This is a genomic window from Lysobacter sp. CFH 32150, from assembly GCF_022758295.1.
Taxonomy (GTDB): domain Bacteria; phylum Pseudomonadota; class Gammaproteobacteria; order Xanthomonadales; family Xanthomonadaceae; genus CFH-32150.
In genome coordinates this window covers 296,080-322,170 of record NZ_JALDWJ010000002.1, presented here as the reverse complement: position 1 = coordinate 322,170, position 26,091 = coordinate 296,080, and the positions used below count along the sequence as shown (strand labels likewise).

Annotated in this window: 26 protein-coding genes; 15 read left to right on the top strand and 11 right to left on the bottom strand. The window is 64.3% G+C overall.

All coding sequences use genetic code 11. The annotated features are described in order from the left end of the window. Positions 1–50 precede the first annotated feature (50 nt). The 4 genes from MO486_RS04950 to MO486_RS04935 are packed head-to-tail and all read left to right on the top strand — an operon-like array spanning position 51 to position 5,275. The gene (locus MO486_RS04950; RefSeq protein WP_242905009.1) at positions 51–1,532 is read left to right on the top strand and encodes an N-acetylmuramoyl-L-alanine amidase; all 1,482 of its coding nucleotides are present in this window, start codon (positions 51–53) and stop codon (positions 1,530–1,532) included. A gap of 59 nt (positions 1,533–1,591) precedes the next feature. Then, on the top strand, positions 1,592–3,376 hold the full coding sequence (gene mutL / locus MO486_RS04945; protein WP_242905007.1) for a DNA mismatch repair endonuclease MutL: 1,785 nt from the start codon (positions 1,592–1,594) through the stop codon (positions 3,374–3,376). A 1-nt stretch (position 3,377) separates the two neighbouring features. Continuing rightward, a complete protein-coding gene (locus tag MO486_RS04940) occupies positions 3,378–4,310 on the top strand; it encodes a DUF1684 domain-containing protein (protein WP_242905005.1) in 933 nt (310 codons plus the stop codon). 11 nt (positions 4,311–4,321) lie between these two features. Then, a complete protein-coding gene (locus MO486_RS04935) occupies positions 4,322–5,275 on the top strand; it encodes a TraB/GumN family protein (protein WP_242905004.1) in 954 nt (317 codons plus the stop codon). A gap of 54 nt (positions 5,276–5,329) precedes the next feature. On the opposite strand, the gene rnfB is transcribed toward MO486_RS04935, so the two are convergent. The 3 genes from rnfB to MO486_RS04920 form a co-directional block, all read right to left on the bottom strand. Continuing rightward, positions 5,330–5,761: an Rnf electron transport complex subunit RnfB gene (gene rnfB / locus MO486_RS04930; protein ID WP_242905003.1), complete on the bottom strand. Its 432-nt coding sequence runs from the start codon at positions 5,759–5,761 to the stop codon at positions 5,330–5,332. Beyond that, positions 5,758–7,848 carry a methionine--tRNA ligase gene (metG, locus tag MO486_RS04925; RefSeq protein WP_242905002.1) on the bottom strand — a complete coding sequence of 697 codons (2,091 nt, stop codon included), beginning with the start codon at positions 7,846–7,848 and terminating at the stop codon, positions 5,758–5,760. Before metG ends, rnfB begins: the two co-directional genes overlap by 4 nt. Before the next feature lie 98 nt (positions 7,849–7,946). After that, positions 7,947–8,381, bottom strand: a complete 435-nt coding sequence (locus MO486_RS04920; RefSeq protein ID WP_242905001.1) for a DUF2147 domain-containing protein — start codon at positions 8,379–8,381, stop codon at positions 7,947–7,949. A 156-nt stretch (positions 8,382–8,537) separates the two neighbouring features. Here MO486_RS04920 and apbC point away from each other — a divergent pair, with 156 nt between their 5' ends. Together apbC and dcd are read left to right on the top strand one after the other, a co-directional pair. Continuing rightward, positions 8,538–9,599, top strand: a complete 1,062-nt coding sequence (apbC, locus tag MO486_RS04915) for an iron-sulfur cluster carrier protein ApbC (protein WP_242905000.1) — start codon at positions 8,538–8,540, stop codon at positions 9,597–9,599. A 94-nt stretch (positions 9,600–9,693) separates the two neighbouring features. Continuing rightward, positions 9,694–10,263, top strand: a complete 570-nt coding sequence (gene dcd, locus MO486_RS04910) for a dCTP deaminase (protein ID WP_242904999.1) — start codon at positions 9,694–9,696, stop codon at positions 10,261–10,263. A 109-nt stretch (positions 10,264–10,372) separates the two neighbouring features. Here the strand turns inward: dcd and MO486_RS04905 are convergent, their stop codons facing one another. The 3 genes from MO486_RS04905 to MO486_RS04895 all read right to left on the bottom strand — a co-directional run bounded on the left by MO486_RS04905 (position 10,373) and on the right by MO486_RS04895 (position 11,832). Beyond that, a complete protein-coding gene (locus MO486_RS04905; RefSeq protein WP_242904997.1) occupies positions 10,373–10,660 on the bottom strand; it encodes a hypothetical protein in 288 nt (95 codons plus the stop codon). 81 nt (positions 10,661–10,741) lie between these two features. After that, positions 10,742–11,167 carry an HIT family protein gene (locus tag MO486_RS04900; RefSeq protein ID WP_242904995.1) on the bottom strand — a complete coding sequence of 142 codons (426 nt, stop codon included), beginning with the start codon at positions 11,165–11,167 and terminating at the stop codon, positions 10,742–10,744. Further along, positions 11,164–11,832, bottom strand: coding sequence for a dienelactone hydrolase family protein (locus MO486_RS04895; RefSeq protein ID WP_242904993.1), 669 nt, complete (start codon positions 11,830–11,832; stop codon positions 11,164–11,166). The genes MO486_RS04900 and MO486_RS04895 overlap by 4 nt, the downstream gene beginning before the upstream one ends. A gap of 98 nt (positions 11,833–11,930) precedes the next feature. On the opposite strand from MO486_RS04895, the gene rimO reads away from it, so the two are divergent. The 4 genes from rimO (at position 11,931) to MO486_RS04875 (ending at position 14,936) form a co-directional block, all read left to right on the top strand. Beyond that, positions 11,931–13,277 (top strand): 30S ribosomal protein S12 methylthiotransferase RimO, encoded by a 1,347-nt coding sequence (gene rimO / locus MO486_RS04890; protein WP_242904992.1) that lies wholly within the window; start codon positions 11,931–11,933, stop codon positions 13,275–13,277. 86 nt (positions 13,278–13,363) lie between these two features. After that, positions 13,364–13,780, top strand: a complete 417-nt coding sequence (locus MO486_RS04885) for a low affinity iron permease family protein (RefSeq protein ID WP_242904990.1) — start codon at positions 13,364–13,366, stop codon at positions 13,778–13,780. Between the two features lie 127 nt (positions 13,781–13,907). Then, complete coding sequence (locus MO486_RS04880) at positions 13,908–14,333, top strand: cupin domain-containing protein (protein WP_242904988.1); 426 nt, start codon at positions 13,908–13,910, stop codon at positions 14,331–14,333. 96 nt (positions 14,334–14,429) lie between these two features. Next, complete coding sequence (locus MO486_RS04875; protein ID WP_242904986.1) at positions 14,430–14,936, top strand: nuclear transport factor 2 family protein; 507 nt, start codon at positions 14,430–14,432, stop codon at positions 14,934–14,936. 24 nt (positions 14,937–14,960) lie between these two features. Here MO486_RS04875 and greB read toward each other — a convergent pair whose 3' ends face one another. From greB to MO486_RS04860, 3 genes are read right to left on the bottom strand one after another with little or no spacing between them, the layout of a single operon-like run. Further along, the gene (greB, locus tag MO486_RS04870; RefSeq protein WP_242904984.1) at positions 14,961–15,467 is read right to left on the bottom strand and encodes a transcription elongation factor GreB; all 507 of its coding nucleotides are present in this window, start codon (positions 15,465–15,467) and stop codon (positions 14,961–14,963) included. Between the two features lie 22 nt (positions 15,468–15,489). Next, positions 15,490–15,987 carry a copper resistance protein NlpE gene (locus MO486_RS04865; RefSeq protein WP_242904982.1) on the bottom strand — a complete coding sequence of 166 codons (498 nt, stop codon included), beginning with the start codon at positions 15,985–15,987 and terminating at the stop codon, positions 15,490–15,492. A 41-nt stretch (positions 15,988–16,028) separates the two neighbouring features. Beyond that, on the bottom strand, positions 16,029–17,555 hold the full coding sequence (locus MO486_RS04860) for a helicase HerA-like domain-containing protein (RefSeq protein ID WP_242904980.1): 1,527 nt from the start codon (positions 17,553–17,555) through the stop codon (positions 16,029–16,031). Positions 17,556–17,722: 167 nt separating this feature from the next. Here MO486_RS04860 and MO486_RS04855 point away from each other — a divergent pair, with 167 nt between their 5' ends. Further along, entirely contained in the window at positions 17,723–19,258 is a 1,536-nt protein-coding gene (locus MO486_RS04855; RefSeq protein ID WP_242904979.1) for a transglycosylase SLT domain-containing protein, read from the top strand. 26 nt (positions 19,259–19,284) lie between these two features. On the opposite strand, the gene asd is transcribed toward MO486_RS04855, so the two are convergent. Then, a complete protein-coding gene (gene asd / locus MO486_RS04850) occupies positions 19,285–20,157 on the bottom strand; it encodes an archaetidylserine decarboxylase (protein ID WP_242904978.1) in 873 nt (290 codons plus the stop codon). Next, positions 20,154–20,801, bottom strand: a complete 648-nt coding sequence (locus MO486_RS04845; protein WP_242904977.1) for an SCO family protein — start codon at positions 20,799–20,801, stop codon at positions 20,154–20,156. Before MO486_RS04845 ends, asd begins: the two co-directional genes overlap by 4 nt. Before the next feature lie 93 nt (positions 20,802–20,894). On the opposite strand from MO486_RS04845, the gene prmB reads away from it, so the two are divergent. The 4 genes from prmB to MO486_RS04825 all read left to right on the top strand — a co-directional run bounded on the left by prmB (position 20,895) and on the right by MO486_RS04825 (position 26,074). Continuing rightward, positions 20,895–21,812: a 50S ribosomal protein L3 N(5)-glutamine methyltransferase gene (gene prmB / locus MO486_RS04840; RefSeq protein WP_242904976.1), complete on the top strand. Its 918-nt coding sequence runs from the start codon at positions 20,895–20,897 to the stop codon at positions 21,810–21,812. Between the two features lie 99 nt (positions 21,813–21,911). Next, positions 21,912–23,039 (top strand): chorismate synthase, encoded by a 1,128-nt coding sequence (gene aroC, locus MO486_RS04835; protein WP_242904975.1) that lies wholly within the window; start codon positions 21,912–21,914, stop codon positions 23,037–23,039. Between the two features lie 123 nt (positions 23,040–23,162). After that, positions 23,163–24,179, top strand: coding sequence for an aspartate-semialdehyde dehydrogenase (locus MO486_RS04830; protein WP_242904973.1), 1,017 nt, complete (start codon positions 23,163–23,165; stop codon positions 24,177–24,179). Positions 24,180–24,337: 158 nt separating this feature from the next. After that, positions 24,338–26,074: a FimV/HubP family polar landmark protein gene (locus MO486_RS04825; RefSeq protein ID WP_242904972.1), complete on the top strand. Its 1,737-nt coding sequence runs from the start codon at positions 24,338–24,340 to the stop codon at positions 26,072–26,074. Positions 26,075–26,091: the final 17 nt, after the last annotated feature.

The window sequence follows — 26,091 nt, the reverse complement described above, 5'->3', positions numbered from 1 at the left end:
TAAGGGAAAAGTGCTTGCAATCCGGCTTTCCTAGTGCTTAACTTTGGGTCATGCGAGTGAAGGGGGCGACTCTCCAGCAAGTCCTGCTCGGCGCGGCGCTGATCTTCGCGCTGTGCTGGAATCTCGCTCATGCCCGTGAAATCAAGGGCTTAGCGCTGGAGCAGGGGGCTACCGGCACCCGTGCCGAGGTTCTCCTCGATATCCCGGCCGAATTCACCACACTTTCACTCAGCGGCCCCGATCGACTGGTCGTCGACCTGCCTTCCACAAAGCTCGGCCGCAACGTGCAGTTGCCGGCGGGCGCCGGCATCGTGAAGGCAGTCCGCACCGGAAAACCCGTGCCCGGGACGACACGAATCGTGTTCGATCTGGCCATGCCGGTAGTCGCTCTGAAACCGCGTCTGGAACCCACCGCGAATGGCGCCCGTCTCGTTCTGGAATGGCCAGGTGACGCACCAATCGGTGCGGCGACATCGGAAGGCATTGCGCAGGACCAGCCCGCACCCGCCAAACCCATCGACCCGGCTACCGCGTCGGCCGAAGCCACCGCGCGCCTGGTGGCCAGCCTGCCGCAGGCCGAGTCGAATCGTCTTCCGTCGACATCGGTATCGCCGCAGCAACCGCAGCCAAATGGCACGCCCTCAACAGGCACACCGTCGTTGCCGCCTGCGATGCCGGCCCAATCCACCGCCAAGCCCCTCGTGGCGGCGCCAGTCGCACCGCCGCCGGGCGCGACCAAGACCGTGCAGCAACTGATGCGTGGCGGCATGCGTCCGCTGATCGTCGCGATCGATGCCGGCCACGGTGGCCAGGACCCCGGCGCGCGTGGCCACAAAGGTTCGCGCGAGAAGGACATCACCCTGGCCATCGCCCGCGAACTCGCACGCCAGGTCAACGCGACGCCCGGGCTGAAGGCCTATCTCACCCGCGACACCGACATGTTCATTCCGTTGGCGCAGCGCTACCAGCGGGCGCGCGCGGCCAAGGCTGATCTGTTCGTGTCGATCCACGCCGATTCCTTCACCAATCCCGACGCCAGCGGTTCGTCGGTTTTCGTGCTGTCGCAACGTGGCGCCTCGTCGCAGGCCGCGCGTTGGCTGGCGAACCAGGAAAACGCGGCTGACCTCGTTGGCGGCGTCCGCCTGCAGGACAAGGACAACACGCTGGCCTCGGTGCTGCTGGACCTCTCGCAGAGCGCGACGATGAAGGCGTCCGAAGACATGGCCAGCCACGTGCTGTCGGGCCTGAAGCGTTTGGGCAAGACGCACAAATCCACCGTCGAACGCGCCAACTTCGTGGTGCTGCGTTCGCCAGACGTGCCGTCGATGCTGGTTGAGACGGCCTTCATCTCCAATCCTGACGAAGAACGCCGGCTCAACGATCCACGTCACCAGCAGCAACTCGCCCGCGCCATCCTCGACGGCGTCAACACCTATTTCACCCGCCAGCCGCCCCCGGGCACGTTGTATGCGGCACGGGCGGAAGCCGCGGCGAATCCAACCGCTGCGCTTGGTGCCGGCGGCAGTCCGTAAGCGCTGTTTCGTCGAGCGGAGCAAGCTCCGCATGTGGCGGGCCGGATATCATCCCGGCCATGCCGATCCGCCAACTCCCCGATACTCTGATCAACCAGATCGCCGCCGGCGAAGTGGTCGAACGTCCCGCGTCCGTGGTCAAGGAACTGGTCGAGAACGCCCTTGATGCCGGTGCGCGTCGGATCGAGATCGAACTGGAGGAAGGCGGCATCCGCCTGATCCGCATCCGCGACGATGGCGGCGGTATCCCGCCCGGGGAATTGCCGCTCGCGATCGCGCGTCACGCCACCAGCAAGATCGCTTCGCTCGACGACCTCGAAGCGGTTGCGACGCTCGGGTTCCGTGGCGAAGCCTTGCCGTCGATCGCCTCGGTCAGCCGCTTCACCTTGGCTTCGCGCCGCAACGGCAGCGAGCACGGTGCGGCATTGCAGGTCGATGGGGGCCGCATCGGCGAAGTCGTGCCGAAAGCGCATCCACCAGGCACCACGGTCGAAGTGCGCGACCTGTTCTACAACGTGCCGGCGCGGCGCAAATTCCTGCGTGCGGAACGTACCGAGCTTAGTCACATCGAGGAATGGCTGCGGTCGCTGGCGTTGGCGCGGCCGGATGTCGAATTGCGCGTGGCGCATAACGGCCGTCCATCGAAACGCTATCGTGCTTTTTCAGAGGCTGGCGGTGATGGTGAATTGGCATCCCCGGATCGCCTGCTCGAAACCCTGGGCGAAGAATTCGCGAAACAGGCCCTGCGCATCGACCACAGTGGTGCCGGTTTGCGCCTGCATGGCTGGATCGCGCAACCGTCCTACAACCGGGCCAGCGCAGATCAGCAATACCTGTACGTCAACGGACGCAGCGTGCGCGATCGCAACGTCGCGCATGCGGTGAAGCAGGCTTATGCCGACGTCCTGTTCCATGGTCGCCAGCCGGCCTATGTGCTGTTCCTCGAACTCGATCCGCGCACGGTCGACGTCAACGTGCATCCGGCCAAGCATGAAGTGCGATTCCGCGAAGCAAGGCTCGTGCACGACTTCGTCTATCGCACTTTGCAGGGTGCCCTGGCGGAGACGCGTGCCGGGCTTGCAGCGAACATCGCACCAATGCCGCATGTCGAGTCAGGGCAAGCGCCGCCCCGGGCCTGGGCGATGCCGCAATCGAACCTGGCCCTGCGTGTCGACGAACAGCGCGCCGCCTATGCCGCGCTGTACTCCATGCCAGCGACATCACTGCCGGAATCGTTGCCGCAAGCGAACGACAGCGAAGCGCCGCCGCTTGGGTACGCCGTCGCGCAGCTCCATGGCATCTATATCCTTGCCGAGAACGCCGACGGCCTGATCGTGGTCGACATGCACGCCGCGCACGAACGCATCGGCTACGAAAAACTCAAGGCTGCACACGATGGCGAAGGCCTGCGCACGCAACCACTGCTGGTGCCGATGACGATCGCCGTGTCCGAGCGCGAAGCCGAAGTCGCCGAGCGCGAGGCGGCGACGTTGTCGCAACTGGGTTTCGAGGTTACCCGCAACGGCCCGCAGTCACTGGCGCTACGTAGCGTGCCGGCCCTGCTTGCCGACGGCGAAATCGAGGCGCTGCTGCGCGATGTGCTCGCCGATCTGCGCGAACACGGCGAAAGCCTTCGCATCGCTGCCGCGCGCGATGAACTGCTGTCGACCATGGCCTGCCACGGTGCGGTGCGCGCCAATCGCAGGCTGACCATTCCCGAAATGAACGCCTTGCTGCGCGAAATGGAAGCGACCGAACGCTCCGGGCAATGCAATCATGGCCGCCCGACCTGGGCGCGCTTTACCTTGGCCGAAATCGACCGCTGGTTCCTGCGAGGACGTTGAGATGCGAAACAAAGTCATCGTGTTGTTGGGCTGTCTGATGCTGTCGGCATGCAAGGGCGACGAGGGCGCCGAAGCAACACGAGTGTCGCAGGCAGAACTCGCATTCGCGTCTGCACAGCAAACGTGGCGCGCGGAACGCCGTGCCAGCCTGCTCAAGCCCGACGGCTGGACTTCGCTGATCGGCCTGCACTGGATCGACCAGGGGTCGCATTACATCGGCAGCGACCCGGACAACGGCGTCCGCATCGGCAAAGGCCCGGCGCACCTGGGCATGCTGGTGCGTGGCAAGGATGATGATCTGCGTTTCATCCCGGAAAGCCACGCCATCGTGACGTTGGATGGACAACCGTTGAGCGACGGTGCCAACCTGAAATCCGACGCGGATGAAGGCGGTCCCAGCGCGATAGGTTTTGACGAAGGCAAGGGCATCGCGACGGTCATCAAGCGTGGCGATCGTTACGCGCTGCGGGTCAAGCATGCAGACGCTGACTCCCGTACCGGCTTCACCCGACTCGAATATTGGCCAGGCGGACGCGATTGGCAGATCGAGGGCAGGTTCGTCGCGCACCCAGCGGGCAAGACCATCCCGGTCGTCAACATCATCGGCACGACCGATGAAATCAAGAACCCGGGCGTTGTCGAATTCCAGCGCGATGGCAAGACCTATCGACTTGAAGCACTCGATGAAGGCGAGGGCGAACTGTTCCTGGTCTTTGCCGACCGCACCAGCGGCCACGGCAGCTATGGCGCCGGCCGTTATCTGTATGCGCCGATGCCGGACGCGCAGGGCAACGTCATGCTCGACTTCAACCACGGCTACAACCCACCGTGCGCCTTCACCGCGTTCGCCACCTGTCCGCTGCCGCCGCCGGAAAACCGCCTCGACCTCGCCATTACCGCGGGCGAGAAGGCTTACGAAAAAACCAAGCACTGACAAGGAACCACATGCGCCCGATGCAATCACTGCTGTTGTCCGCTCTCGTCAGCCTTGGCATCGCCGGGGCACAGGCCACGACGCCAACAATTGCGAAACAGCCGCCCGTGCCGCTGCTGTGGAAGGTTTCGGATGCCGATAGCACTCTCTACCTGCTTGGTTCCTTCCATTTCCTGATGCCGCAGGACTATCCGTTGTCGCCGGATGTGGACGCTGCCTTCGCGGATGCCGAATCGTTGGTTTTCGAGATGTCACCGGAGGAAATGTCCTCCGCCACGCTGGCAGTGCAGATGACGCAGGCCGCGCTGCGTACCGACGGCACGACGCTGGATAGTGAGCTGTCGCCGACTGTCGCCAAGCAACTCCAGGCCTGGCTGGACAAAAACAAGGCCGTGCTGCAGAAACTGAACCTGCCACCGGAGATCCTGCAACGGTTCGAACCCTGGTTCGTGGCGTTGACGGTCACCATCGTCGAGTTCGAAAAATTCGGTCTGGATCGCAAGCTCGGCCTTGAAACGCATTTTTCCGAAGCGGCCCAGAAGGCCCAAAAGTCCACCTCTGGCCTTGAAACCGGGGCGCAGCAGATCGCCTTCTTCGACAGCATGAGCAGACAGGAGCAAACACAGTTCCTGGAAGAGGCCCTGAGCGATTCGGCTGAAGGCAAGCAGGCGATCGAAAAGCTGCACGGTGCCTGGCGTCGCGGCGATGCCGCCACGCTGTGGAACGAGATGGCAGCCGAAATGCGCAAGGAGTCCCCTGCGCTGTACAAACGCATCAATGTCGAGCGCAACGACGTCTGGCTGCCCCAACTCGAACGGCGTTTGAAGGAATCTACAGCGGACGACACGCTGGTAGTGGTTGGCGCGTTGCATCTGCTCGGCAGCGATGGCGTGGTCGAGAAACTGCGCGCCAAGGGCTATACGGTCGAGCGCGTGTGCTCGGTGTGCAAGCCAAAGAAAGGCTGAGGTAGGGCGGGTCTTGACCCGCCATCGCAGACATTCGGCGGGTCAAGACCCGCTCTACGGCAGCGGCGCTTCCAGCACGATGCAATCGACCGGACACGCGGGGATGCACAGCTCGCAACCCGTGCACAACGGTTCGATCACGGTGTGCATGTGCTTGGCCGCGCCTATGATGGCGTCGACCGGACAGGCCTGGATGCACTTGGTGCAACCGATGCAGTCGGCTTCGACGATCACTGCGACCAGCGGCGATTTGTGTTCGCCGCGATTGCGATCGTAGGGTTTCGCCGCAACGTCCAGCACTTTTGCCAATGCACGCGCACCCGCATCACCACCAGGTGGGCAGCGATCGACATCGGCTTCGCCTGCAGCCATCGCTCCGGCATAGGGCCGGCAACCAGCGTAGCCGCACTGGCCGCATTGGGTCTGCGGCAGGATGCGGTCCAGCCGTTCGATCAGGGCGTCGCGATCGATGGCCCGCGCGCTCACTTCACTGGCATGCCCGGCTGCGCGCCGGCATCGGCATCGAGCAGGTGCAATGCATCGCCATCGAAGCCGGCTGAGAGAATCATTCCTTCGCTGACGCCAAAGCGCATCTTGCGTGGCGCCAGGTTGGCGATGAATACGACGTTGCGCCCGACCAGCTTGTCCGGTTCCGTGTACGAGCCGCGGATGCCGGAGAAGATCTGGCGCTTGCCGAGTTCGCCGGCGTCGAGCTCGAAGCGCAACAGCTTGTCGGAGCCATCGACGAATTCGCAGGCCAGCACCTTGCCGATCCGCAGGTCGAGCTTGGCGAAATCGTCGATGCCGATCAAAGCAGCTTGCTGCCCTGTAGGAGCGGCTTCAGCCGCGAGCTTTTCCCCAGCTGTATCGCGATCGGCTTTCGCGGCTGAAGCCGCTCCTACAACAGCCGTCGGGGTTGGGGCGAGGGTTTCCTTGGAAGCTTCGATCATGGCGTCAATCTGTTTCGGGTCTATGCGGGTGAAGAGCGGCGCATAGGCATTGATGCGGTGCGCCAGCATCGGTTTGTCGAGATCGCCCCAGACAACGACCGGTGCAGCGAGGAAAGCCTCGGCATGCTGTGCGAGGCGCGGCAGCACCGGCTTCAACGCGGCGGCGAGCACGCGGAACAGGTTCAAGCCCTGCGTGCATACCGCCTGCAGCTGCGCTTCGGCGCCGTCCTGCTTGGCCAGCACCCAGGGTTTGGTTTCGTCGATATAGCGATTGGCTTCGTCGGCCAGCGCCATCGCCTGGCGCAGCACGCTTGCCGCTTCGTTGCGTTCATAGGCTTCGCGGATCGCGGGTAACGCGTCGATGAAGCGTGCATACATCGCCGGTTCCGGCAACGCATCGGCCAATTGGCCGTCGAAACGCTTGTCGATGAACCCGGCGCAACGGCTGGCGAGGTTGACGAACTTGCCGACCAGGTCGCTGTTCACGCGCGCGACGAAATCGCTGAGGCTCAGGTCGAGATCGTCGACGCCACCGAACGACTTCGCGGCGAAGTAATAACGCAGCGCTTCCGGATCGAGTCCGGTGTCGAGGTAGGTGCGCGCCATGATGAAAGTGCCGCGCGATTTGGACATCTTGGCGCCATCGACCATGAGATAGCCGTTGACGTGCAGCCGAGTTGGCGCGCGCATGCCGGCGCCGTGCAGCACCGCGGGCCAGAACAGGCCGTGGAAATTGACGATGTCTTTGCCGATGAAGTGGTGCAGCTCGGCCGTGCTGTCGTGGGCCAGGTACTCCATGTAGTTGACGCCGTCGCGCTCGCACAGCGCCTGCAGGCTGCACAGGTAGCCGATTGGTGCGTCCAGCCAGACATAGAAGTACTTGCCGGGATGGCCGGGGATTTCGAAACCGAAGTACGGCGCATCGCGCGAGATGTCCCACGCGCGCAGGCCGCCTTCCGCATCCAGCCATTCCTGCAACTTGGCCTTGACGCCGGGGATCGCAACATCGCCAGCCAGCCATTGCCGCAGGAAATCGCTGAACTGCCCGACTTCGAAGAAGAAGTGTTCGGACTCACGCAATTCCGGTGTGGCGCCACTGATCACCGATCGCGGCTCCTTCAGCTCGGTCGGCGCGTACGTCGCGCCACAGTTCTCGCAGTTGTCGCCGTACTGGTCGGGTGTGCCGCAGTTCGGGCAGATGCCCTTGATGTAGCGATCGGGCAGGAACATGCCCTTGGCCGGGTCGTAGAACTGTTCGACCGCGCGCTTGGTGATGTGGCCGGTGGTGACGAGCCTGGTGTAGATCGCTTCGGTCAGGACGCGATTGCCGGGTGAATTCGTGGAGTCGTAATGGTCGAAGGCGACCAGGAACTCGGCGAAGTCGCGCTCATGGCCCGCCTGCGTGGCCGCGATGAAGGCTTCCGGCGTGATCCCGGCCTTCTCCGCGGCGAGCATGATCGGCGTGCCGTGGGTGTCGTCGGCACAGACGAAACGTACCTGGTCGCCGGCCATGCGCCGCGCGCGTACCCAGATGTCGCCCTGGATGTAGCCAACCAGGTGGCCCAGGTGCAGAGGACCATTGGCGTAGGGCAGGGCGCAGGAGACGGCGACGTTGCGGGTCATGGCGGGAGCGGTGTGGATGGCCCGCGATTATCGCATGCCGCAAAAACGCGACGACCCGGCGAAAGGCCGGGCCGTGCGGCGCCGACTGCTTGCTTGTCTTACTGCATGCGTGTCCAGAGCTGCTGCTTGCAGATGAAGGCCAGGCAACCCGATACCTCGAACTTCCTGCCGTCTTCGAGCAAACGCGCCTTCGATTTGTAGGTCTTGCCCGCCGATGGCTTCAGCACGGTGCCGCCGCTCCAGCCGTCGCCGTCACGCTTCAGGCCCCACAGGATGACCATGCCCTCGATCGGCTTGTTCTTGTTGGCGCCGCTGCACTTGTCGCAGACCGGGTCCGGCGCGTACAGGGTTTCGACGACCTTGCCGGCGATTGTGCCGTTTTTCGCTTCGTACACTTCGACGATGGAGCGGGCCTGGCCAGTTTCCTCGTCGAACGTCTTCCAGCGGCCGACCGGAGAATCCTGGGCCGAAGCGGCGAAAGCGGTCGCGAACAGCGGCAACGCCAGTAACGTCGCGAATGCGTGGATGCGCATGGAGTTCTCCGTGGTGGGGGTGGGGGTTTTTATACCGCATCGTCGAGGGAGAGAGATTGTGATTGATGCGACATCCCGGGCTTGCAGAAGTTCAAGCCCAGGCGATCAGCACGCAAGCCGCTACAATTCCCTGCTTCCCCAAGCGATCCAGGCCTCATGCAGCCACTAGAGCAACGCCTCGCCGCGATCATCGATCCTGCCACCGGCTTGACGCTTGCGGCGGGTGGTGCCCGCATCCGCGCGGTCGAGAGCGAAGGCAAGGTGGCAGTCGCGGTCACGCTGGGATATCCGGCGGCTGGCTGGCATGACGGCCTGCGCGCTGCCGTGAGCGAAAGCCTTGCGAGTGCGGGGCTCGCCCTGGCGAGCTTCGAGTTGAACCACCGCATCGATGCGCACGCGCCACAGGGCACGCTGACACCGCTGCCGCGGGTGCGCAACATCATCGCGATCGGCTCGGGCAAGGGCGGCGTCGGCAAGTCCACGACCGCGGTCAACCTGGCCTTGGCCCTTGCGGCGGAAGGCGCGAAGGTCGGCGTGCTCGATGCCGATGTCTATGGCCCCAGCGTGCCGATGATGCTGGGACTGTCCGGCCGGCCCGACAGCCCCGACGGTAAGTCGATCGAGCCCATGCGCGCGCACGGCATCGAGGCGATGTCGATCGGACTGCTGGTCGAGCAGGACACACCGATGATCTGGCGCGGACCAATGGCCACTTCGGCGCTGACCCAGTTGCTCAACGAAACCCTGTGGGGCGAGCTCGACTACCTGATCGTCGACCTGCCACCTGGTACAGGCGACATCCAACTGACGCTGGCGCAGAAGATCCCGGTCGCGGGCGCAGTGATCGTCACCACGCCGCAGGACGTGGCGACACTGGACGCGCGCAAGGGACTGAAGATGTTCGAGAAGGTCGCGGTGCCGGTATTGGGCCTGATCGAGAACATGGCGGTGCACGTGTGCTCCCAGTGCGGCCATGCCGAACACATCTTCGGTCACGGCGGCGGCGAACGCACCGCCGCACAGTACGGCGTACCACTGCTGGGCTCGTTACCGCTGGAAATCGGCATCCGCGAGCAGGGCGATGCCGGCACGCCGATCGTCGCCGCGGCGCCGGATTCCGCGGTGGCGCAGGCCTATCGCAACGTCGCGCGCCGGGTCGCCGCACAGCTTGCGCTACGGCCGCGGGCACCGGTCAACATCGGCGCACAGCTGCTGTAGGGCGGGTCTTGACCCGCCATCGGATCGCAGCCTGGACGCGCGGCGAGTCAAGACCCGCCCTACAATTCAATTTTTACCGGAAGAACCAGACCGCATGAGCATCAAGTCCGACCGCTGGATCCGTCGCATGGCCGAATCGCACAAGATGATCGAGCCGTTCGAACCCGGCCAGGTCAAGCACGCCGCCGACGGCCATCGCATCGTCAGCTACGGCACGTCCAGCTACGGCTACGACGTGCGCTGCTCGCGCGAGTTCAAGGTGTTCACCAACATCAACTCGACGATCGTCGACCCGAAGCATTTCGACAGCGGTAGTTTCGTCGACGTGGTGGGCGATGTCTGCATCATCCCGCCGAATTCGTTCGCGCTGGCGCGTACGGTCGAATACTTCCGCATTCCACGCGACACGCTGGTGGTGTGCCTGGGCAAGAGCACCTACGCGCGCTGCGGCATCATCGTCAACGTGACGCCGCTGGAACCGGAGTGGGAAGGTCACGTGACGCTTGAGTTTTCCAACACCACGCCGCTGCCGGCGCGCATCTACGCGAACGAAGGCGTGGCGCAGATGCTGTTCTTCCAGTCCGACGAGGTTTGCGAGACCTCGTACAAGGATCGCGGTGGCAAGTACCAGGGGCAGACCGGTGTGACCCTGCCGCGCACCTGACAGTCTTCTTTCGTAGGAGCGGCTTACAGCCGCGAGCTTTTGCGCTCACGATCGCATGCGCACAACAAGCTCGCGGCTGTAAGCCGCTCCTACAATGGTCAGGCAAGGATCAGGGCTTCTGGTAGGTCACGAAGAAGCCCTGCAGATCGCCGTTTTCGATATAGGGCTGAACGCTCTGCACCTTGTAGCCATGCCCGGCGAATGCCTGGTGCGCGCGGCTGAGCGAATTAGCTGCACCCTGGTTGCGGAAACCCCAACTGGCATCGACCCAGATGGTCACGGCCGCCATGTTGGCGCGCGCCGCTTCGGCGGCGGAATCCTCGGGCTTCTTGTCGAACAGGCCGGCCTGCGCAGGCAGGGCGCAGGCGAGCAGGACGGCGAGCAACAAGTGGCGCATCGGTAACCTCGTTCCAGTGATCGGTCGTCCGATGCTAGCAGCGCGCCCATCCGCGTCGCTGACCAAGCTCTAACTAACGCGCTACGAGCTTAACGCGTCGCGCAGCGCCTGGATCCGCCGCACCAGCTCCTCCATTGCATACGGCTGTGCCGCCGCCATGCCCCACACGGGCCGCGGCCAGGCGATATCGTCTTCATAGCGCGCAATCACGTGCACATGCAGCTGCGGCACCAGGTTGCCGAGCGCGGCGACATTGAGCTTGTGGGGCTTGAACACCGCCTGCAGTGCTCGGCTCGTCCGGGCGATCTCGCGGGTCAGTTCAGCTTGCTGCGCGTCGCTCAGGTCGATCAGTTCGGCTGCATGTTCAACCCGGGGCACCAGAATCAGCCATGGGTGATTGGCGTCGTCCATCAATTGCAGCTCGCTGAGCGCGAAGTGCGCGACCGGGTGGGTGTCTTCGGCCAGTTGCGGATGCAGGTGCCAGCCGTTGTTGGTTTGGCGATTCATCGCAAGTTCTCCGCGAGGAAATCGAGGGTGCGCTGCCAGGCCAGCGCGGCGCTGGCGGGTTCGAAGGCATGGATGTCGACGTCGCGGTTGAACGCATGCCCCGCATTTGGATAGACGAAAACTTGCGCCCGTGGCTGCTTCTGCCGATGCAATTCGACATCAGTGGGCGGGATGCTGGCATCGCGTTCGCCGAAATGGAACATCAGCGGCGCCCGTGCCGGTTCATCGAGGAACGGCACGCTGCGTGCGCCGTAATAGCCGACCGCAGGCAAGCCCAGCCGCGTATTGCAGAGGAAGGAGAGGCTGCCACCCCAGCAGAAACCGACCGCACCGACGCGCAGGCCTTCGGTGTGCAGCAGGTTCATCGCCGCCGCCAGCACATCCATCGCGCGATCGAAGCCCAGTGCAGTCACCAAGGCGCGGCCGCGCTCGAAATCGGGCTTGTCGTAGGCCAGTTCCACGTCGCGTTCAACCAGGTCGAACATCGCCGGCGCGAGGGCAACGAACCCCGCCGCGGTAAAACGTTCGGCCACGCTGCGGATATGGGCGTTGACGCCGAAGATTTCCTGGATGAGCAGTACGGCACCGCGTGAAGGCCCGCTCGGATCCGCGCGCCAGGCGCGCACTGGGCCATGCAATGTGTCGAGATCGATCCAGAGGCTCATGACGTGATCGTACTCCCGGAGGCGGCCGGCCAGCCGATCCGGAGCGGGGGGCTATAATTCCGCTCTTGCCTGCCCGATTCCCTGCACGATTTCCCGCCATGTCCTTGCAAAACCCAAAAATCGGATTCGTCAGCCTCGGGTGCCCGAAGGCGCTGGTCGATTCCGAACGCATCCTCACCCAGCTCAAGGTCGAGGGTTACGACATCGTCCAGAGTTACGACGCGGCCGACGTGGTGGTGGTCAACACCTGCGGCTTCATCGACTCGGCGGTGACCGAGTCGCTGGACGCGATCGGCGAGGCGCTGGCGGAGAACGGCAAGGTCATCGTCACCGGTTGCCTCGGCAAGAAGCCCGAACAGATCCGCGCTGCGCATCCCGGCGTGCTGTCGATCAGCGGCCCGCAGGATTACGGTAGCGTGATGAACGCGGTGCATGCGGCGCTGCCGCCGAAGCACGATCCATTCATCAATCTCGTGCCTGACACCGGCATTAAGCTCACGCCGAAGCACTACGCGTACCTGAAGATTTCCGAAGGCTGCAACCACCGCTGCAGCTTCTGCATCATCCCGTCGATGCGTGGCGACCTTGTCTCGCGCCCGGTCGACGACGTGTTGCGCGAAGCCGAGAAGCTCGCGATGGGCGGCGTCAAGGAATTGCTGGTGATTTCGCAGGACACTTCGGCCTACGGCGTCGACGTGAAATATGCCGAGCGCGAATGGCGCGGCAAGCCGTACCAGACCCGCATGAAGGCGCTGTGCGAAGGCCTCAGCGACCTCGGCATCTGGACCCGTCTGCATTACGTCTATCCGTATCCGCACGTCGACGACATCATCCCGTTGATGGCGCAGACCCATAACGGCATGCCCAAGCTGCTGCCGTACCTCGACATCCCGTTCCAGCATGCCAGCCCGCGCGTGCTCAAGCTGATGAAGCGTCCCGGTGCGGTCGACAAGACGCTGGAGCGCATCCTGCGTTGGCGCGCGATTACACCGGAGATCACGATCCGTTCGACTTTCATCGTCGGCTTCCCTGGCGAGACAGAAGCCGAATTCGAAGAACTGCTCGATTTCCTCGACGAAGCGCAACTCGACCGCGTTGGCGCATTCGCCTATTCGCCGGTCGATGGCGCCAAGGCCAACGACCTGCCCGATCCGCTGCCGGAAGCTGTGAAGCAGGAGCGTCTGGCGCGTTTCATGGAACGGCAGGCCGAGATTTCCACCGCCAAGCTCGAAGCCAAGGTCGGCACGGTGCAGCGCTGCCTCGTCGATGCGATCGATGGGGACCTGGCAATCGCGCGTTCCATGGCCGATGCGCCGGAGATCGACGGACTGGTGCAGATCCAGAACGGCTTCGAGGCCGGGCTGAAGCCGGGCGAGTTCGTCGACGTCGAAATCCTTGGCAGCGACGAACACGACCTCTACGGCGAGGTCGCGTTCAACGGCTGACCAGGGCGTGTTAACGCCCTAGCGCGTCGCCTTTACCGGCACGTGTGCATACTCCGGCCCGTCTTCCTCACAGAGGTGGTGCGGCCATGCGATCAGTGAGCCATTTCACGCGGTTGGCCAAAGCGGCCTCGCGTTTCACCGGGCGCCCGGTCTGTTTCTCGCTGGCGGCCGGTGTCGTGTTGGTCTGGGCCCTGACCGGTCCGTTGTTCGCCTTCAGCGATACATGGCAGCTGGTGATCAATACGGGCACCACCATCGTCACGTTCCTGATGGTGTTCCTGATCCAGTGCACGCAGAACCGCGACACCGAAGCGATGCAGATCAAGCTCGACGAGCTGATCCGGTCCACGCAGGGCGCCAACAATCGCTTGCTCGACCTCGAGGAGCTCGAGGAAGCGGAGCTCGAGGCTTTCCGCGAGCGTTACGAGGCGTTGGCCGAGCGTGCACGCAGCCAGAGGTCCAACGGCGATCAGCAGCACGGCACGCCGGATCTGGAGCAATAGATGACCAGAACAAATCCGCCATCAGGCATCCCCCGTTTGGGGGATGCCAGGCAGGGAGTGGCCGATGGTGGGGGTCGGGGCCGTTGCGGAAAGTGCAGCCACTCGCTGCATTTTCGGGAAGCCTGACATGAACATGAAGTCGATTCTGCCGTTGACGGTTCTTTTGCTCGCGTTGGTGGCGCAGGCGCAGGACCCTGCCGTGGTCGCGCCGGATTTCTACAAATGCACCTTCGAGAACGAACACGCGCGCCTGTGCGAGGTCAGCTTCAAGCCCGGTGCCACGATCCCCTCGCATTCCCACCCGCAGCACCTCGTGTACGCGGTCACCTCCGGGAAGATCCGCATCTTCAAGGCGAACGCCGAACCGACGGATGTGGAGTTGGTGCCTGGACAGGTGCTCTGGATCCCGGCCGAGACCCATCACGGCACGAACACCGGTGATGCCGAGCTCAAGCTGCTGGTGGTCGAGTTCAGGGACCTCAAGGACGCGGCCATGGACAAGGCCGAGGACAAGGCAAAAGCCGACACTGAGAGCAAACCATCCGGGCAGTGAACCGGGACGCAGCGCGTGCAGCCGGCAGCCGGCGCGGCTCTAGGACACAGATTTTGCGTACCATCCAGCCTCGGACTTGATCAGGGGGAATGGACGATGGGCGCAGCGTTACTGCGGGTTGTTGGTGCGACGATGATGTTGGTAGCGGTTGTGGCATGTACTCGTGGCGAAGCAGCCTCGAGCGCCGCCGCGGTGCTGACGCGTGGGGAAGTCGAGGCCCTGGTCAAGCGTGCCCATGCGGCGGCGCTGGCTCAGGATGTCGATGCAGTAGGTGAACTCCTGGCGGCTGACGTCCGCATCGAGTTGACGATATCCGCCGGTGGTGAGGTGCAGACGATGCACCTGAGCCGGGATGAGTACCTGCAGCAAACCCGTGAGGGCTTCGAACAAGCCAGTGGCTACGAACTGATTCCAGGCGCACCGACCATCACGATCGCTGCCGACGGCAAAACTGCAGAGGTCCAGCAGTCGAGCACCGAGCGGGTAACGATGATGGGGCAAAGGCTGGTCTCCACGAATCGAAGCGTGTCGCGGGTGCAAGCGACCCCGGATGGCCCGAAGTACGTCTGGATCAAGGCAACCTCGACCATCGACGTGGAATGACGGTCGACGAATGAAGGCAATAGATCAGCTGACGTCGTAAGTCAGATCAGCGATCACGAAGCGTACGCTGCCACCCGGCAGCGTCGCTTCGAATTCGTCGTCAATGCGTTTCTTCAGCATCGCCCTTGCCAGTGGCGAGTCGATGCTGATGTGGCCGAGCTTGGCATCGGTTTCGTCGGGGCCGACGATGCGGTAGCGGCTGAGTTCGCCACTGGCGATGTTTTCCACTTCGACCGAAGCGCCGAAGAACACTGCTTCGCGATCCGACGGCGGCGTGTCGACCACGCGCAGGACCTCCAGCCGTTTCGACAGATAACGCACGCGGCGGTCGATCTCGCCGAGTTGCTTCTTGCGGTAGGTGTACTCGGCGTTCTCGGAGCGATCACCCTCGGCCGCCGCAGCGGCGAGGGCTTTCACTACTTCCGGGCGCCTGACCCGCCACAACTCGTCCAGCTCGGCCTTTAGCCGTGCGTGGCCTTCACGGGTGATCAGTGCCGTGCTTTTCTCGGCGGGCGGGCGCCAACGACTCATGCTGCGAGTGACGGCAACGGCTTCATGTACCGCGCTTGAGGTTGTACGGGAGGTCGCTTTCGATGTGCTTGCCCTCCTGGTCGAGCAGGCGGATTTCATCGTTCGACAGGATCTCGTACAGGCGATCGTCCTCGGCCTTGCTGTTCGGGTCGAGACGGATGTGCTTGTCGTCGGCTTCCACGGACCAGGTGCCGTCGACCGGCGTGGTTTTCACTTTGCGGTCCTGGTAGGTCTCAAGCAACGTGAACGTGCCGTCGGCGTTGAGCGTGACGCGGGTGTCGATGCCCGGGCAGTCGGCGCAAGGGAGCATGCCGACGAACTGACCGGCAAAACCCTTGACGTCGAATGGCACGTCGGCGGCGCTGCGGGCAGGTTCGGATTCGAGGGCGACCGGCGCGGGCGCCTGTTCAGCGGGAACGGCGGGCTCCGGCGCGGACGCAGTTTCGACGGGTTCCGGCTTCTTGCACGCGACGACGGCGAACAGGCTGATGCAAGCGATGGCGAGCAACTTCTGGTTCATGCGCAACAACTCCACGGTTCGAAGGGAATGACTGGAAAACATTAACGACGACCACCAAAAATGCTGCCCAGGACGCCGCGCAGGATCTGCCGACCGATCTGGCTGCCAACGGTGCGCGCGGTCTGCTTGGCCATGGTCTCGACCATGCCCTGGCGGCGTTTTGTTCCGAAGACGGCATCCTTCACCGACTGGCCAAAGCCGCCTTGCTCGGCGTCGTCCTGTTCGCGAGGCTTCAAAGGAGTATTTTTGGCAGGTGGGGCCTTGGCATGCTCGGTCGCGACTTCCGCTTTCTTCGCGAGCATCTCGGCAGCGGAATCCCGATCGATCGCCTTGTCGTACTTGCCGCCGACAGCGCTGCCGGCGCGCACCTGTGCGCGTTCGGCGTCGGTGATCGCGCCCATGCGGCAGCGCGGTGGTGCTATCAGCGTGCGTTCGACCGGCATTGGGATGCCTTTCTCCTGCAGCGTCGAAACCAGCGCTTCGCCGACGCCGAGTTGCGAGATCGCCTTCGCTACGTCGAGGTTGGGGTTGGCGACGAAAGTTTCCGCCGCGGTCCGCACCGCTTTCTGGTCGCGCGGCGTGAAGGCGCGCAGTGCGTGCTGCACGCGGTTGCCAAGCTGGCCGAGGATGTCGTCCGGCACGTCATCCGGAAACTGGGAGCAGAAATACACGCCCACTCCCTTGGAACGAATGATGCGCACCACCTGTTCGATGCGCTGCTGCAGTGCCGGCGGCGCATCGTCGAACAGCAGGTGCGCTTCGTCGAACACGAACACCAGCTTCGGCTTGTCGAGGTCGCCGACTTCCGGCAGATTCTCGAATAGTTCCGACAACAACCACAGCAGGAAACTGGAATACAGGCGCGGCTTCAGAATCAGCTGGTCGGCGGCAAGGATGCCGATCACGCCGCGACCGTCCTGCGTCGTGCGCATCAGGTCGGCCAGTTCCAGCGCCGGTTCGCCGAAGAACATCTCCGCGCCTTCCTGTTCCAGCCTCAGCAGCGCGCGCTGGATCGCGCCGACCGACTGCGTGCTGACCAGGCCGTAAGAAGTCGAAATGTCCTTGCGTTCATCGGACACCAGGCCGAGCAGGGCGCGCAGGTCTTCGAGGTCGAGCAATAGCAGGCCGCGGTCGTCGGCAAGTTTGAACACGATGTCGAGCACGCCACTCTGCGTGTCGTTCAATTCGAGGATGCGCGCGAGCAGATGCGGGCCCATCTCGCTGACGGTGGTGCGCACCGGATGGCCGAGCTTGCCGTACAGGTCCCAGAACAGCACCGGGCTGGCTTCGGACTTGTAGTCGGTGATCCCAAGTTCGGTGATCCGTTGCTGGATTTTCTCGTTCGGCGTGCCTGCAACCGCGAGCCCGGCCACGTCGCCCTTCACATCGGCGAGGAACACCGGTACGCCGATCCGCGAGAAGCCTTCGGCCAGTGTCATCAGCGTCACCGTCTTGCCGGTGCCGGTGGCGCCGGCGACCAGACCATGGCGATTGCCGTATTTCGGCTGCAGGTAGACATTACCGCTCTGCGGCGTGGTGATGGCCTTGCCGACGAGGATGGGGTCCATGCGTGATCCTTCCGAGTGGAAGGCCGATTCTATGCGGGAATGACGTAATTTCACTTTGGATCGATCGTCCCCGCGGAAGGGAGGGCACGATGCGCAAGGACGTGACGGCTTGCCGTTTTTCGCAACCCGGGGCTACTCTGCCCGGACCTTCGCGATCCTTGCAGTCCATGCCTCCCCTTGCATTCGTTCCGCGCCACTTGGCGTTGCTGGCCCTGGCGGGCCTGTCCCTCGCTGCCTTCGACGCCGCTGCGCTGTCGCGCCGTGACCAGGCCAACATCGAAGCCCTCAACCAGCGCATGGCCGCCGCCGAGACGCGCTATCGCGAAGCGATGGTGAAGATCGGCAACGCCGACCCCAGCGGCGCAGCCGAAAGCAACGCCGCGCTGGAAGACATGGAAGACGTGGTTGCGGCCTGCAGCGCGCAGAAGGGCTGCCAGCTCTCGACGATGCTCGCGGCGTACAAGCGGCTGCTGAAGCTCAATGCCGATGCCGAGGCCGAAGTCGTCGAAGATGCACCCGAAGGCGACGACCATGCTTCGCCGCTGACGGCCAACGTCCCCGAAGCGGCCCGCGCGGCGCAGCTGCTCGCTGACGATCACCGCTTCGACAAGATGGTCCAGTACAACCCGGCAGTGCAGGCCGGTATCCGCCGCTGGCTCACCGACATGCGCGGCGCACTGATCACCAGCTACGAGAATTACCAGTACATGCGCCACCTGATGTGGCCGCAGTACGAGCGCGCCGGGCTGCCGGAAGCCTTGCTGTTCGGGATCATGGCCAAGGAATCCAACGGCAAGGCACATTCGACGTCGCGTGCCGGCGCCGCCGGACCCATGCAGTTCATGTATGCCACCGGCCGCCGTTTCGGCCTCGGTCCCGATGGCACCGGTTTCGACACCCGCTACGACCCGCGCAGCGCGGCTGAAGCGAGCGCTGCCTATCTCAATGAACGTATGGCGGAACTCAACCGCAGCATTGAGCTGGCGCTGGCCGCCTACAACGGCGGCGAAGGTCGTGCGTTGCGTGTCTACACCGCTGGTGGCGGCCGCGGCTTCTGGGAATCCGATGTGTACAACCAGTTCCCGCCGGAAACGAAGGATTACGTGCCGATGGTGATCGCCGCGGCGTGGCTGTTCCTGCACCCGAAGCAATATGGCCTCGATTTCCCAAAGGTCGACGCCAAGCCCGCGCCGTTGCGCCTGGTGCAGGCGTCGTCGATCTACCAGCTGACGATTTGCCTCGGCAACGGCGGCACACGCGAAGGATTCATGCGCGCGCTGCGCAACCTGAACCCGCGTTACGAAGCCGAAAGCTGGCTGCCCGCAGGCAGTACGATCAACGCCACGACCAAGATCGTCGGCCTGTACAACCGCTATTGCACCCAGGGTCCGCGCGCGGAATTGGCGCGCACGCTGGTGATGAGCGATCCGAACTCGGCGATCGTCTACAGCGTGCCGGTGCAGCCGCCGGTTTCGACGTTCGTTCCCGGTGCGGGTAGCGCGCCCGTCGCCGTCGCCACCGACGTGTCGGCTGCGCCAGCAAAACCGAGCGAATACCGGGTGCAAGGCGGCGAGACGCTGACGTCGATCGCGCGCAAGTTCGAATGCGATACCAAGGAACTGGCGAAGGTCAACGGCATCAAGGGGCCGCGGTTTGCGATCCGGCCGGGGCAGACGTTGAACCTGGAGGGGTGTCGCAACTAGGCGACTGGCGAATCCGGCCGAGCGAGCTACGACAGACGTGCGAGTTGTTGGCCGAGGCGAACCGGTGACTCGGCCGACAGATGCGACGCCAACTCCGCGACACCTTTCGGCAACAACACGATCACCGTCGAGCCATAGTTGAACCGTGCCATCTCGGCGAAGCGTTCGAGACGGATGTTTTCGCCGCGGTAGTCCTTCACTGTCACCGGGCCACCATAGGGCGGGATCTCGACGCCACTCCACACGGTTTCCACGCCGGAAACCAGCAACGCGCCGACCATCACCACCGCCATCGGACCGAAGTCGGTGTCGAAGTGACAGACGAGTCGTTCGTTGCGCGCGAACAGCTTCGACACCGCGCCGACGGCGTCGGGGCCAACGCTGAAAAGGCGGCCGGGCACATGCACCGTCTCGCGCAGGGTGCCAGTCCACGGCATATGCACGCGGTGGTAGTCCTTTGGCGAAAGGTAGACGGTGGCGTAGACGCCGCCGTCGAAGGCCTCTGCCGCTGCTTCGTCCGCCAGCAACTCGGCCGTGGTGAAGCCGTGGCCTTTGGCCTGGAAGACGTGTCCGGCGTCCTCATGCAGCACGCCTTCGTCGGCATGGCCGATGTGGCCGCATTCGCTGACGCGGCCATCGGCGGGCATCAGCAGTGCGCGTGGATCAGGGTCGGGGGTGCGCGCGCCGGGCTTCAGTGCGCGGGTGAAGAACGCATTGAAAGTCGGGTACGCAGAGGGATCGGGCTCGGCGGCTTCGGACAGATCGACGCCGAAGTTACGCACGACGGTGTCGATCAGCCATTGCTTGGTTTTCGGATGGGTCGAATACGCCAGCTTGCGCGCGAGAGACGACAGCAACCGGTGCGGCAGGACGTAGGTCAGCGCGGTTAGCGGACTCATCGCGTCGACGCCGTGGTCAAAGCCAGCAAGTCAGCCGCAATCGCCTTCGGCACCAGCGGCGGCTGGATCACGCCAGCCATGCGCCCCTGCGGATCGAGCACGGCCAATGCGGCAGAGTGATCGACGCCGTACAGGTCGGCCGGCTGGCCTTGCGCTGGCGGCGCCTTCATGAACACCAGGCTCAGCGATTTGGCGAAGGTTTCCAGCGACGGGATGTCGGCGGTCGCGGCGAGGGTGTCGCGGTGGAAGGCGTGGGCGTATTCGCCGATATCGTCGAGCGTATCGCGCTCGGGGTCGACCGAGACGAACAGCACGCGCGGCCGGGTCGAGTCGGGCAGGGCGGCCCATTGCTTCTGTGCCTGCGCCAACTCGGTCAGCGTGGTCGGGCACACGTCGGGGCAGTGGGTGAAGCCCAAGAAGATCACGGTCCAATGACCCTTGAGTTCGCCCGGCACCAGCTGGGTGCGGTCGGATTGCTGCAGCGAGTACGCCGGAAGTTCGCGCGGCTCCGGGAACAGCCTCACCGCCTGCATCGTCGGCCATGCCGTCTTCGGAGCGGCGCCGAAATGACGCTGCGCGGCCCACAGGCCAAGGGCAGCGGCGAGCGCGGCAATGAGGATATAAGCGGTGGTGCGATTGAACATGCCGGATCCGGAATATTGAGAAGAGCCGCGAGGCGCGGCCATTCTAGCTGGGCCGCACCGCTATAATCCCTGTCCTTTCAAGAACCTGCCGCCATGACCGCCGAGCTCACGACGATCATCGACCTGATCCGCTACGGTGCCAGCCGCTTCAACGCTGCCGGGCTCACCTTCGGCCACAGTTACGACAACGCCCTCGACGAGGCGACCCAGCTGACCCTGCACGCGCTGCACATGCCGCACGACCTGAGCCCGGTCTATGGCCAGGCGCGGGTCACGGCGGAGGAGAAATCCGATGTGCTGGCGTTGTTCGCACGGCGCATCAACGAGCGGATTCCAGCGGCCTACCTGGCTGGTGAAGCGTGGTTTGCCGGCCTCAGCTTCAAGAGCGATGCGCGTGCGCTGGTGCCACGTTCCCCGATCGCCGAACTGATCGAGCGTGGTTTCGAGCCCTGGCTAGGCGGCCGCGAAGTGCTGCGTGCACTCGATCTGTGCACCGGCTCTGGCTGCATCGGCATCGCGATGGCCCACTACAACCCGGATTGGCATGTCGATGGCGTCGACCTCAGCGACGATGCGCTGGCGCTGGCCAGGGAAAACAAGGTACGCCTGCATGCCGACAACGTACGACTGCTCAAGTCGGACTTGTTTTCCGGGCTCCAAGGCGAGCATTACCAGCTGATCGTCACCAACCCGCCCTACGTCACCAACGCCGAGACCGATGCGCTGCCGAAGGAGTATTCCTACGAGCCGCAACTGGGCCTGCGCGCGGGCAACGACGGCCTCGACCTGGCGCTGAAGATCCTGCGCGATGCGCCGCTGCACCTCGATCGTGAGGGGCTGCTGATCTGCGAGGTCGGCGAAGCGGAAAAAGCATTGGTCGAACTGCTGCCGGAGCTGCCGCTGGCATGGGTGGAGTTCAAGGTCGGGCAGATGGGCGTGTTCGTCGCCGAATGCGCTGATCTGGTCGAGCACAACGCGCGCATTCGCGAATTGGCTGACGCGCGCGGTTAAGTTCCAGCGGCAACCAAATTTCGGCGGTAAATTGTTTTTCTCGTTGTTCTGGCTTCGCCAGGATGATGGCAAGAGCACAACAGGAAACGGATCGACAACGTGTCCAGCAACACCTTCGGCAAGCTGTTCGCAGTGACGACCTTCGGCGAGAGCCACGGGCCGGCGATCGGCTGCGTGATCGACGGTTGCCCGCCGGGACTGGCCATTACTGCCGAAGAGTTCCGCCACGACCTAGATCGCCGTGCCACCGGCAAGACCCGCCACACGTCGGCACGGCATGAAGCCGACGAAGTCGAAATCCTCTCCGGCGTGTACGAAGGCCGCACCACCGGCACGCCGATCGCGCTGCTGATCCGCAACACCGATGCGCGCAGCAAGGATTACGCGAACATCGCGGCGCAGTTCCGACCCGGTCATGCCGATTACACCTACTGGCAGAAGTACGGTCATCGTGATCCACGCGGGGGCGGGCGCTCGTCCGCGCGCGAGACCACGATGCGCGTCGCGGCGGCCGTGATCGCGAAGAAGTGGCTGCTGGAAAAGTTCGGCGTGCGGGTACGCGGTTATCTGGCGCAGATCGGCGAAATCGTGCCGCGCGGCTTCGATGCCGCGGCGATCGAAGCCAATCCCTTCTTCTGGCCTGATGCCGGCCAGGTCGCGGAGCTGGAGAGCTACATGGATGCGTTGCGCAAGTCCGGCGATTCGGTCGGCGCGCGCGTGACCGTGGTCGCCGACGGCGTGCCGCCAGGGTGGGGCGAACCGATCTACGGCAAGCTCGACGGCGAACTCGCCGCGGCGATGATGTCGATCAACGCGGTCAAGGGCGTGGAGATCGGCGACGGCTTTGCCGCAGTCGCGCAACGCGGCACCACCCATCGCGACGAGGCGACCCACGACGGGTTCCTGTCCAACCATGCCGGCGGCATCCTTGGTGGCATCTCCACCGGCCAGCAGGTCGTGTGCTCGGTCGCGTTCAAGCCGACTTCGAGCCTGCGGCTGCCGGCACGCGGCCTGGACGTCGAAGGCAATGAGGTCGAGATCGTGACCACCGGCCGCCATGACCCCTGCGTCGGCATCCGCGCCACGCCGATCTGCGAGGCGATGCTGGCGTTGGTCCTGATCGACCAGGCGCTGCGCCATCGTGCGCAATGCGGCGACGTCGGCGACGTGACGCCACGGATTCCATCTGCGGTGCATGCATCCAAACCGGGTGAAGGCAAACGATAGCGGCCAGACGCGCAGCGCCAAGAGGCGCGAAGCAGCGGCTGCGCCGCACATCGGTTCCCTCCCCATCATTCCGCAGGCGGGCCAACGCTGCGCCTGTAGCAAGCACAAGAGGTCGTTATCTAAATGAGCAAGACATTCAAGGTTGCAGTGGTTGGCGCCACGGGTGCGGTTGGTGAAGTGATGTTGTCCATCCTCGCCGAGCGCAATTTTCCGGTCGGCGAACTGGTCGCGCTGGCGAGCGAACGCTCGGCTGGCGGCAAGGTGAAGTTTGGCCATCGCGACGTGGTGGTGCAGGACCTGGCGACGTTCGATCCGACCGGCGTCGACATCGCGTTGTTTTCGGCGGGTGGCTCGACTTCAAAGGAATACGCGCCGAAGTTCGCCGCGGCTGGCGCAGTCGTCATCGACAACTCCTCCGCATTCCGCTACGACGCCGACGTTCCGTTGGTGGTCAGCGAGGTCAACCCGGACCAGGTGAAGAACCGCCCGCGCGGCATCATCGCCAATCCGAACTGCTCGACCATGCAGATGCTGGTCGCGCTGGGGCCGTTGCACCGCAAGGCCAAGATCGAGCGCATCAATGTTGCCACCTACCAGTCCGTCTCAGGTGCCGGCCGTTCGGGGCTTGAGGAACTCGGCCGGCAGACTGCGGGCATCCTCAATTTCCAGCAGGCCGACCCGCAGCGCTTCCAGGTGCAGATCGCCTTCAACCTGATCCCGCACATCGACGACTTCCTGGACAACGGCTACACCAAGGAAGAGATGAAGCTGGTGTGGGAGACCCGCAAGATCCTCGGCGACGACAGCATCCAGGTGAACCCCACCGCGGTGCGCGTACCCGTGTTCTACGGCCATTCCGAGGCGGTCAACATCGAGACGCGCGACAAGCTCACCGTGGCCGAGGCGCGCAAGTTGCTGGAAAACGCCCCTGGCGTGGAAGTGGTCGATGAGCACAAAGCCGGCGGCTACCCGACTCCGGTCACGCATGCCTCCGGCCGCGATGCGGTTTACGTCGGCCGTATCCGCGAGGACTTCTCGCACCCGCGAGGACTGAACCTATGGGTCGTCTCCGACAACATACGCAAGGGTGCGGCGCTGAATGCCGTGCAGATCGCGGAGCTGGTAGCTGCCGAAGGCTGACTCTCTGCCGGGTTTCAGCCGCGGGCTTCGTACCCGCAGCTGAAACCGTCCTGCAGTGCACTAAAGTGTGAACAGGCGCGTCTAAACGACGGAAATCATTGCCAGCAGCCACGGCACACGGCTAGAGTCGGGCCGAGCGTTGCTCGGGGGGAGTGGGCGTGATCAACAAGTTGCGAGCTGCTATGGCCATCGCCCTGGTCGCCGTCGCCGGCCCGGTGGCGGCGCTCGGGCTAGGCCAGATCCAGGTCAAGTCGAAGCTCGACCAACCGTTGTTGGCCGAGATCGAAATCATTTCCAACGATCCGGCCGAACTCGAGCAGCTTCAGGCACGCCTTGCGTCACCCGATACATTCCGCCGCATCGGGCTGGAACCGCCCAGTGGCGCCGCCGCGGATCTGCAGTTCAGCGTCGCGCTGGATGCGCGCGGTCGCCCAGTGATCCGCGTCACCAGCGCCGCGCCGATCAATCAGCCGCTGGTGACCTTCCTGGTCGAAGTCGACTGGGGCCAAGGCCGGTTGGTGCGCGAATACTCGGCCTTGCTGGATACGCCACGAACAGTCGCGGCGCCGGCGCAGCCGCCGATCGAGGCGCCGGAAGTCTCACCATCGAACACCATCGTGCAGGCGCCTGACGCCGAGACCTCGGCCGGGATACCCGAGGCTGAAGCCGCGGATTCTGCCGAGGAACAACCGGAAGCAAGCATCGCCACTGCACCGCCTGAGCCCATCGAAGCGGCGCCGGTCGACATCCCGGCTCCATCGAGCATTTCCGGTTCGGCATTTGACGTGCACCAAGGGGACACGCTGTCCGAGATCGCCAGCCGCCTCGACGCCGGCCGTGGCTACAGCCTCGACCAGACCATGCTGGCGTTGTTGCGAGCCAACCCCGAGGCCTTCATCCGCAACAACATCAACCTGCTGAAGGCAGGCGCTGTCCTGCGCATCCCGCAGGCGAGCGAAGTGGCGCAGCTCAGTGCGAGCGAAGCCGCGGTGGTGGTGCGCGATCAGATCGAACAATGGCAAGCCATACGCGACCCGGCGCCGCAGCCGGCTGCCGTGGTCGATGGCGGCGATGGCGCGTCGACCTCCGCAAGGAGCAATGCCGGTCGCGTGGCAGGGGCCAGATTGGAAATCGTGCCGCCGTCGAACGGCGGCAACCGACCGGGAACACGATCCGGCGCGAGCGCCGGGGGCGAGGGCGAAATGCTGCGACAGGAACTGCAACAGTCGAAGGAAGACCTGGCCGCACGTAACGCCGAGGTCGAGGAACTCAAGGCCCGCGTCGCCGATCTCGAAAAGCTGCAGCAGCAACAGCAACAGCTGATCAGCATGAAGGACAGCGAGCTGGCCGCAGCGCAACAACGCCTCGCAGATGCGCGCAAGGCCGCGCCGGCGCAGGTCGCCGCGAACCCGGCTCAACCGGCGGACAAGCAGGCGCAGGCCACGATCACACCGTGGTTGTGGGGTGGGCTCGGCCTGATCGTATTGAGTCTGCTGGCCTGGCTGTTCACCCGTCGCCGCACCCCTGAAGCGGCACCGGTAATGCGGCGTGGTTACGACACCGCCGCCTTGGCAGCTGGTATCCCGACTGTGGCACCGGACGCCGCAGTGGCTGACGTTCCCGCTGCACCAGCGCAGCAGCAGGCGCCGCACTGGACCGCAGCGCCAGCGGCGATCGGTGCGGCACCGACCTGGCACGCCGGCACCGCGACACCGGCGCCTACGCCACCCGCTGAATTGGCCGAACCGGCCAACGCCAGCCAGCAGATCGAGCTGGCCCGGGCCTATCTCGATCTGGGCGACGACGAAGCCGCTCGCATCCTGCTGCGCGAAGTGATCAACGGCCGCGACCCCGTCGCGCGTGAAGCCGCTTCGCGCATGCTGCGCGAGCTTTGAGATGCATGCTTTCAAGA

Bases quoted from the DNA above. Each gene is read 5' to 3' on its own strand.
- MO486_RS04950 (WP_242905009.1), top strand. From the start codon at position 51: ATGCGAGTGAAGGGGGCGACTCTCCAGCAAGTCCTGCTCGGCGCGGCG.
- mutL (WP_242905007.1), top strand. From the start codon at position 1,592: ATGCCGATCCGCCAACTCCCCGATACTCTGATCAACCAGATCGCCGCC.
- MO486_RS04940 (WP_242905005.1), top strand. From the start codon at position 3,378: ATGCGAAACAAAGTCATCGTGTTGTTGGGCTGTCTGATGCTGTCGGCA.
- MO486_RS04935 (WP_242905004.1), top strand. From the start codon at position 4,322: ATGCGCCCGATGCAATCACTGCTGTTGTCCGCTCTCGTCAGCCTTGGC.
- metG (WP_242905002.1), bottom strand. From the start codon at position 7,848: ATGACCCGCAACGTCGCCGTCTCCTGCGCCCTGCCCTACGCCAATGGT.
- MO486_RS04920 (WP_242905001.1), bottom strand. From the start codon at position 8,381: ATGCGCATCCACGCATTCGCGACGTTACTGGCGTTGCCGCTGTTCGCG.
- apbC (WP_242905000.1), top strand. From the start codon at position 8,538: ATGCAGCCACTAGAGCAACGCCTCGCCGCGATCATCGATCCTGCCACC.
- dcd (WP_242904999.1), top strand. From the start codon at position 9,694: ATGAGCATCAAGTCCGACCGCTGGATCCGTCGCATGGCCGAATCGCAC.
- MO486_RS04905 (WP_242904997.1), bottom strand. From the start codon at position 10,660: ATGCGCCACTTGTTGCTCGCCGTCCTGCTCGCCTGCGCCCTGCCTGCG.
- MO486_RS04900 (WP_242904995.1), bottom strand. From the start codon at position 11,167: ATGAATCGCCAAACCAACAACGGCTGGCACCTGCATCCGCAACTGGCC.
- MO486_RS04895 (WP_242904993.1), bottom strand. From the start codon at position 11,832: ATGAGCCTCTGGATCGATCTCGACACATTGCATGGCCCAGTGCGCGCC.
- rimO (WP_242904992.1), top strand. From the start codon at position 11,931: ATGTCCTTGCAAAACCCAAAAATCGGATTCGTCAGCCTCGGGTGCCCG.
- MO486_RS04885 (WP_242904990.1), top strand. From the start codon at position 13,364: ATGCGATCAGTGAGCCATTTCACGCGGTTGGCCAAAGCGGCCTCGCGT.
- MO486_RS04880 (WP_242904988.1), top strand. From the start codon at position 13,908: ATGAACATGAAGTCGATTCTGCCGTTGACGGTTCTTTTGCTCGCGTTG.
- MO486_RS04875 (WP_242904986.1), top strand. From the start codon at position 14,430: ATGGGCGCAGCGTTACTGCGGGTTGTTGGTGCGACGATGATGTTGGTA.
- greB (WP_242904984.1), bottom strand. From the start codon at position 15,467: ATGAGTCGTTGGCGCCCGCCCGCCGAGAAAAGCACGGCACTGATCACC.
- MO486_RS04865 (WP_242904982.1), bottom strand. From the start codon at position 15,987: ATGAACCAGAAGTTGCTCGCCATCGCTTGCATCAGCCTGTTCGCCGTC.
- MO486_RS04860 (WP_242904980.1), bottom strand. From the start codon at position 17,555: ATGGACCCCATCCTCGTCGGCAAGGCCATCACCACGCCGCAGAGCGGT.
- MO486_RS04855 (WP_242904979.1), top strand. From the start codon at position 17,723: ATGCCTCCCCTTGCATTCGTTCCGCGCCACTTGGCGTTGCTGGCCCTG.
- asd (WP_242904978.1), bottom strand. From the start codon at position 20,157: ATGAGTCCGCTAACCGCGCTGACCTACGTCCTGCCGCACCGGTTGCTG.
- MO486_RS04845 (WP_242904977.1), bottom strand. From the start codon at position 20,801: ATGTTCAATCGCACCACCGCTTATATCCTCATTGCCGCGCTCGCCGCT.
- prmB (WP_242904976.1), top strand. From the start codon at position 20,895: ATGACCGCCGAGCTCACGACGATCATCGACCTGATCCGCTACGGTGCC.
- MO486_RS04830 (WP_242904973.1), top strand. From the start codon at position 23,163: ATGAGCAAGACATTCAAGGTTGCAGTGGTTGGCGCCACGGGTGCGGTT.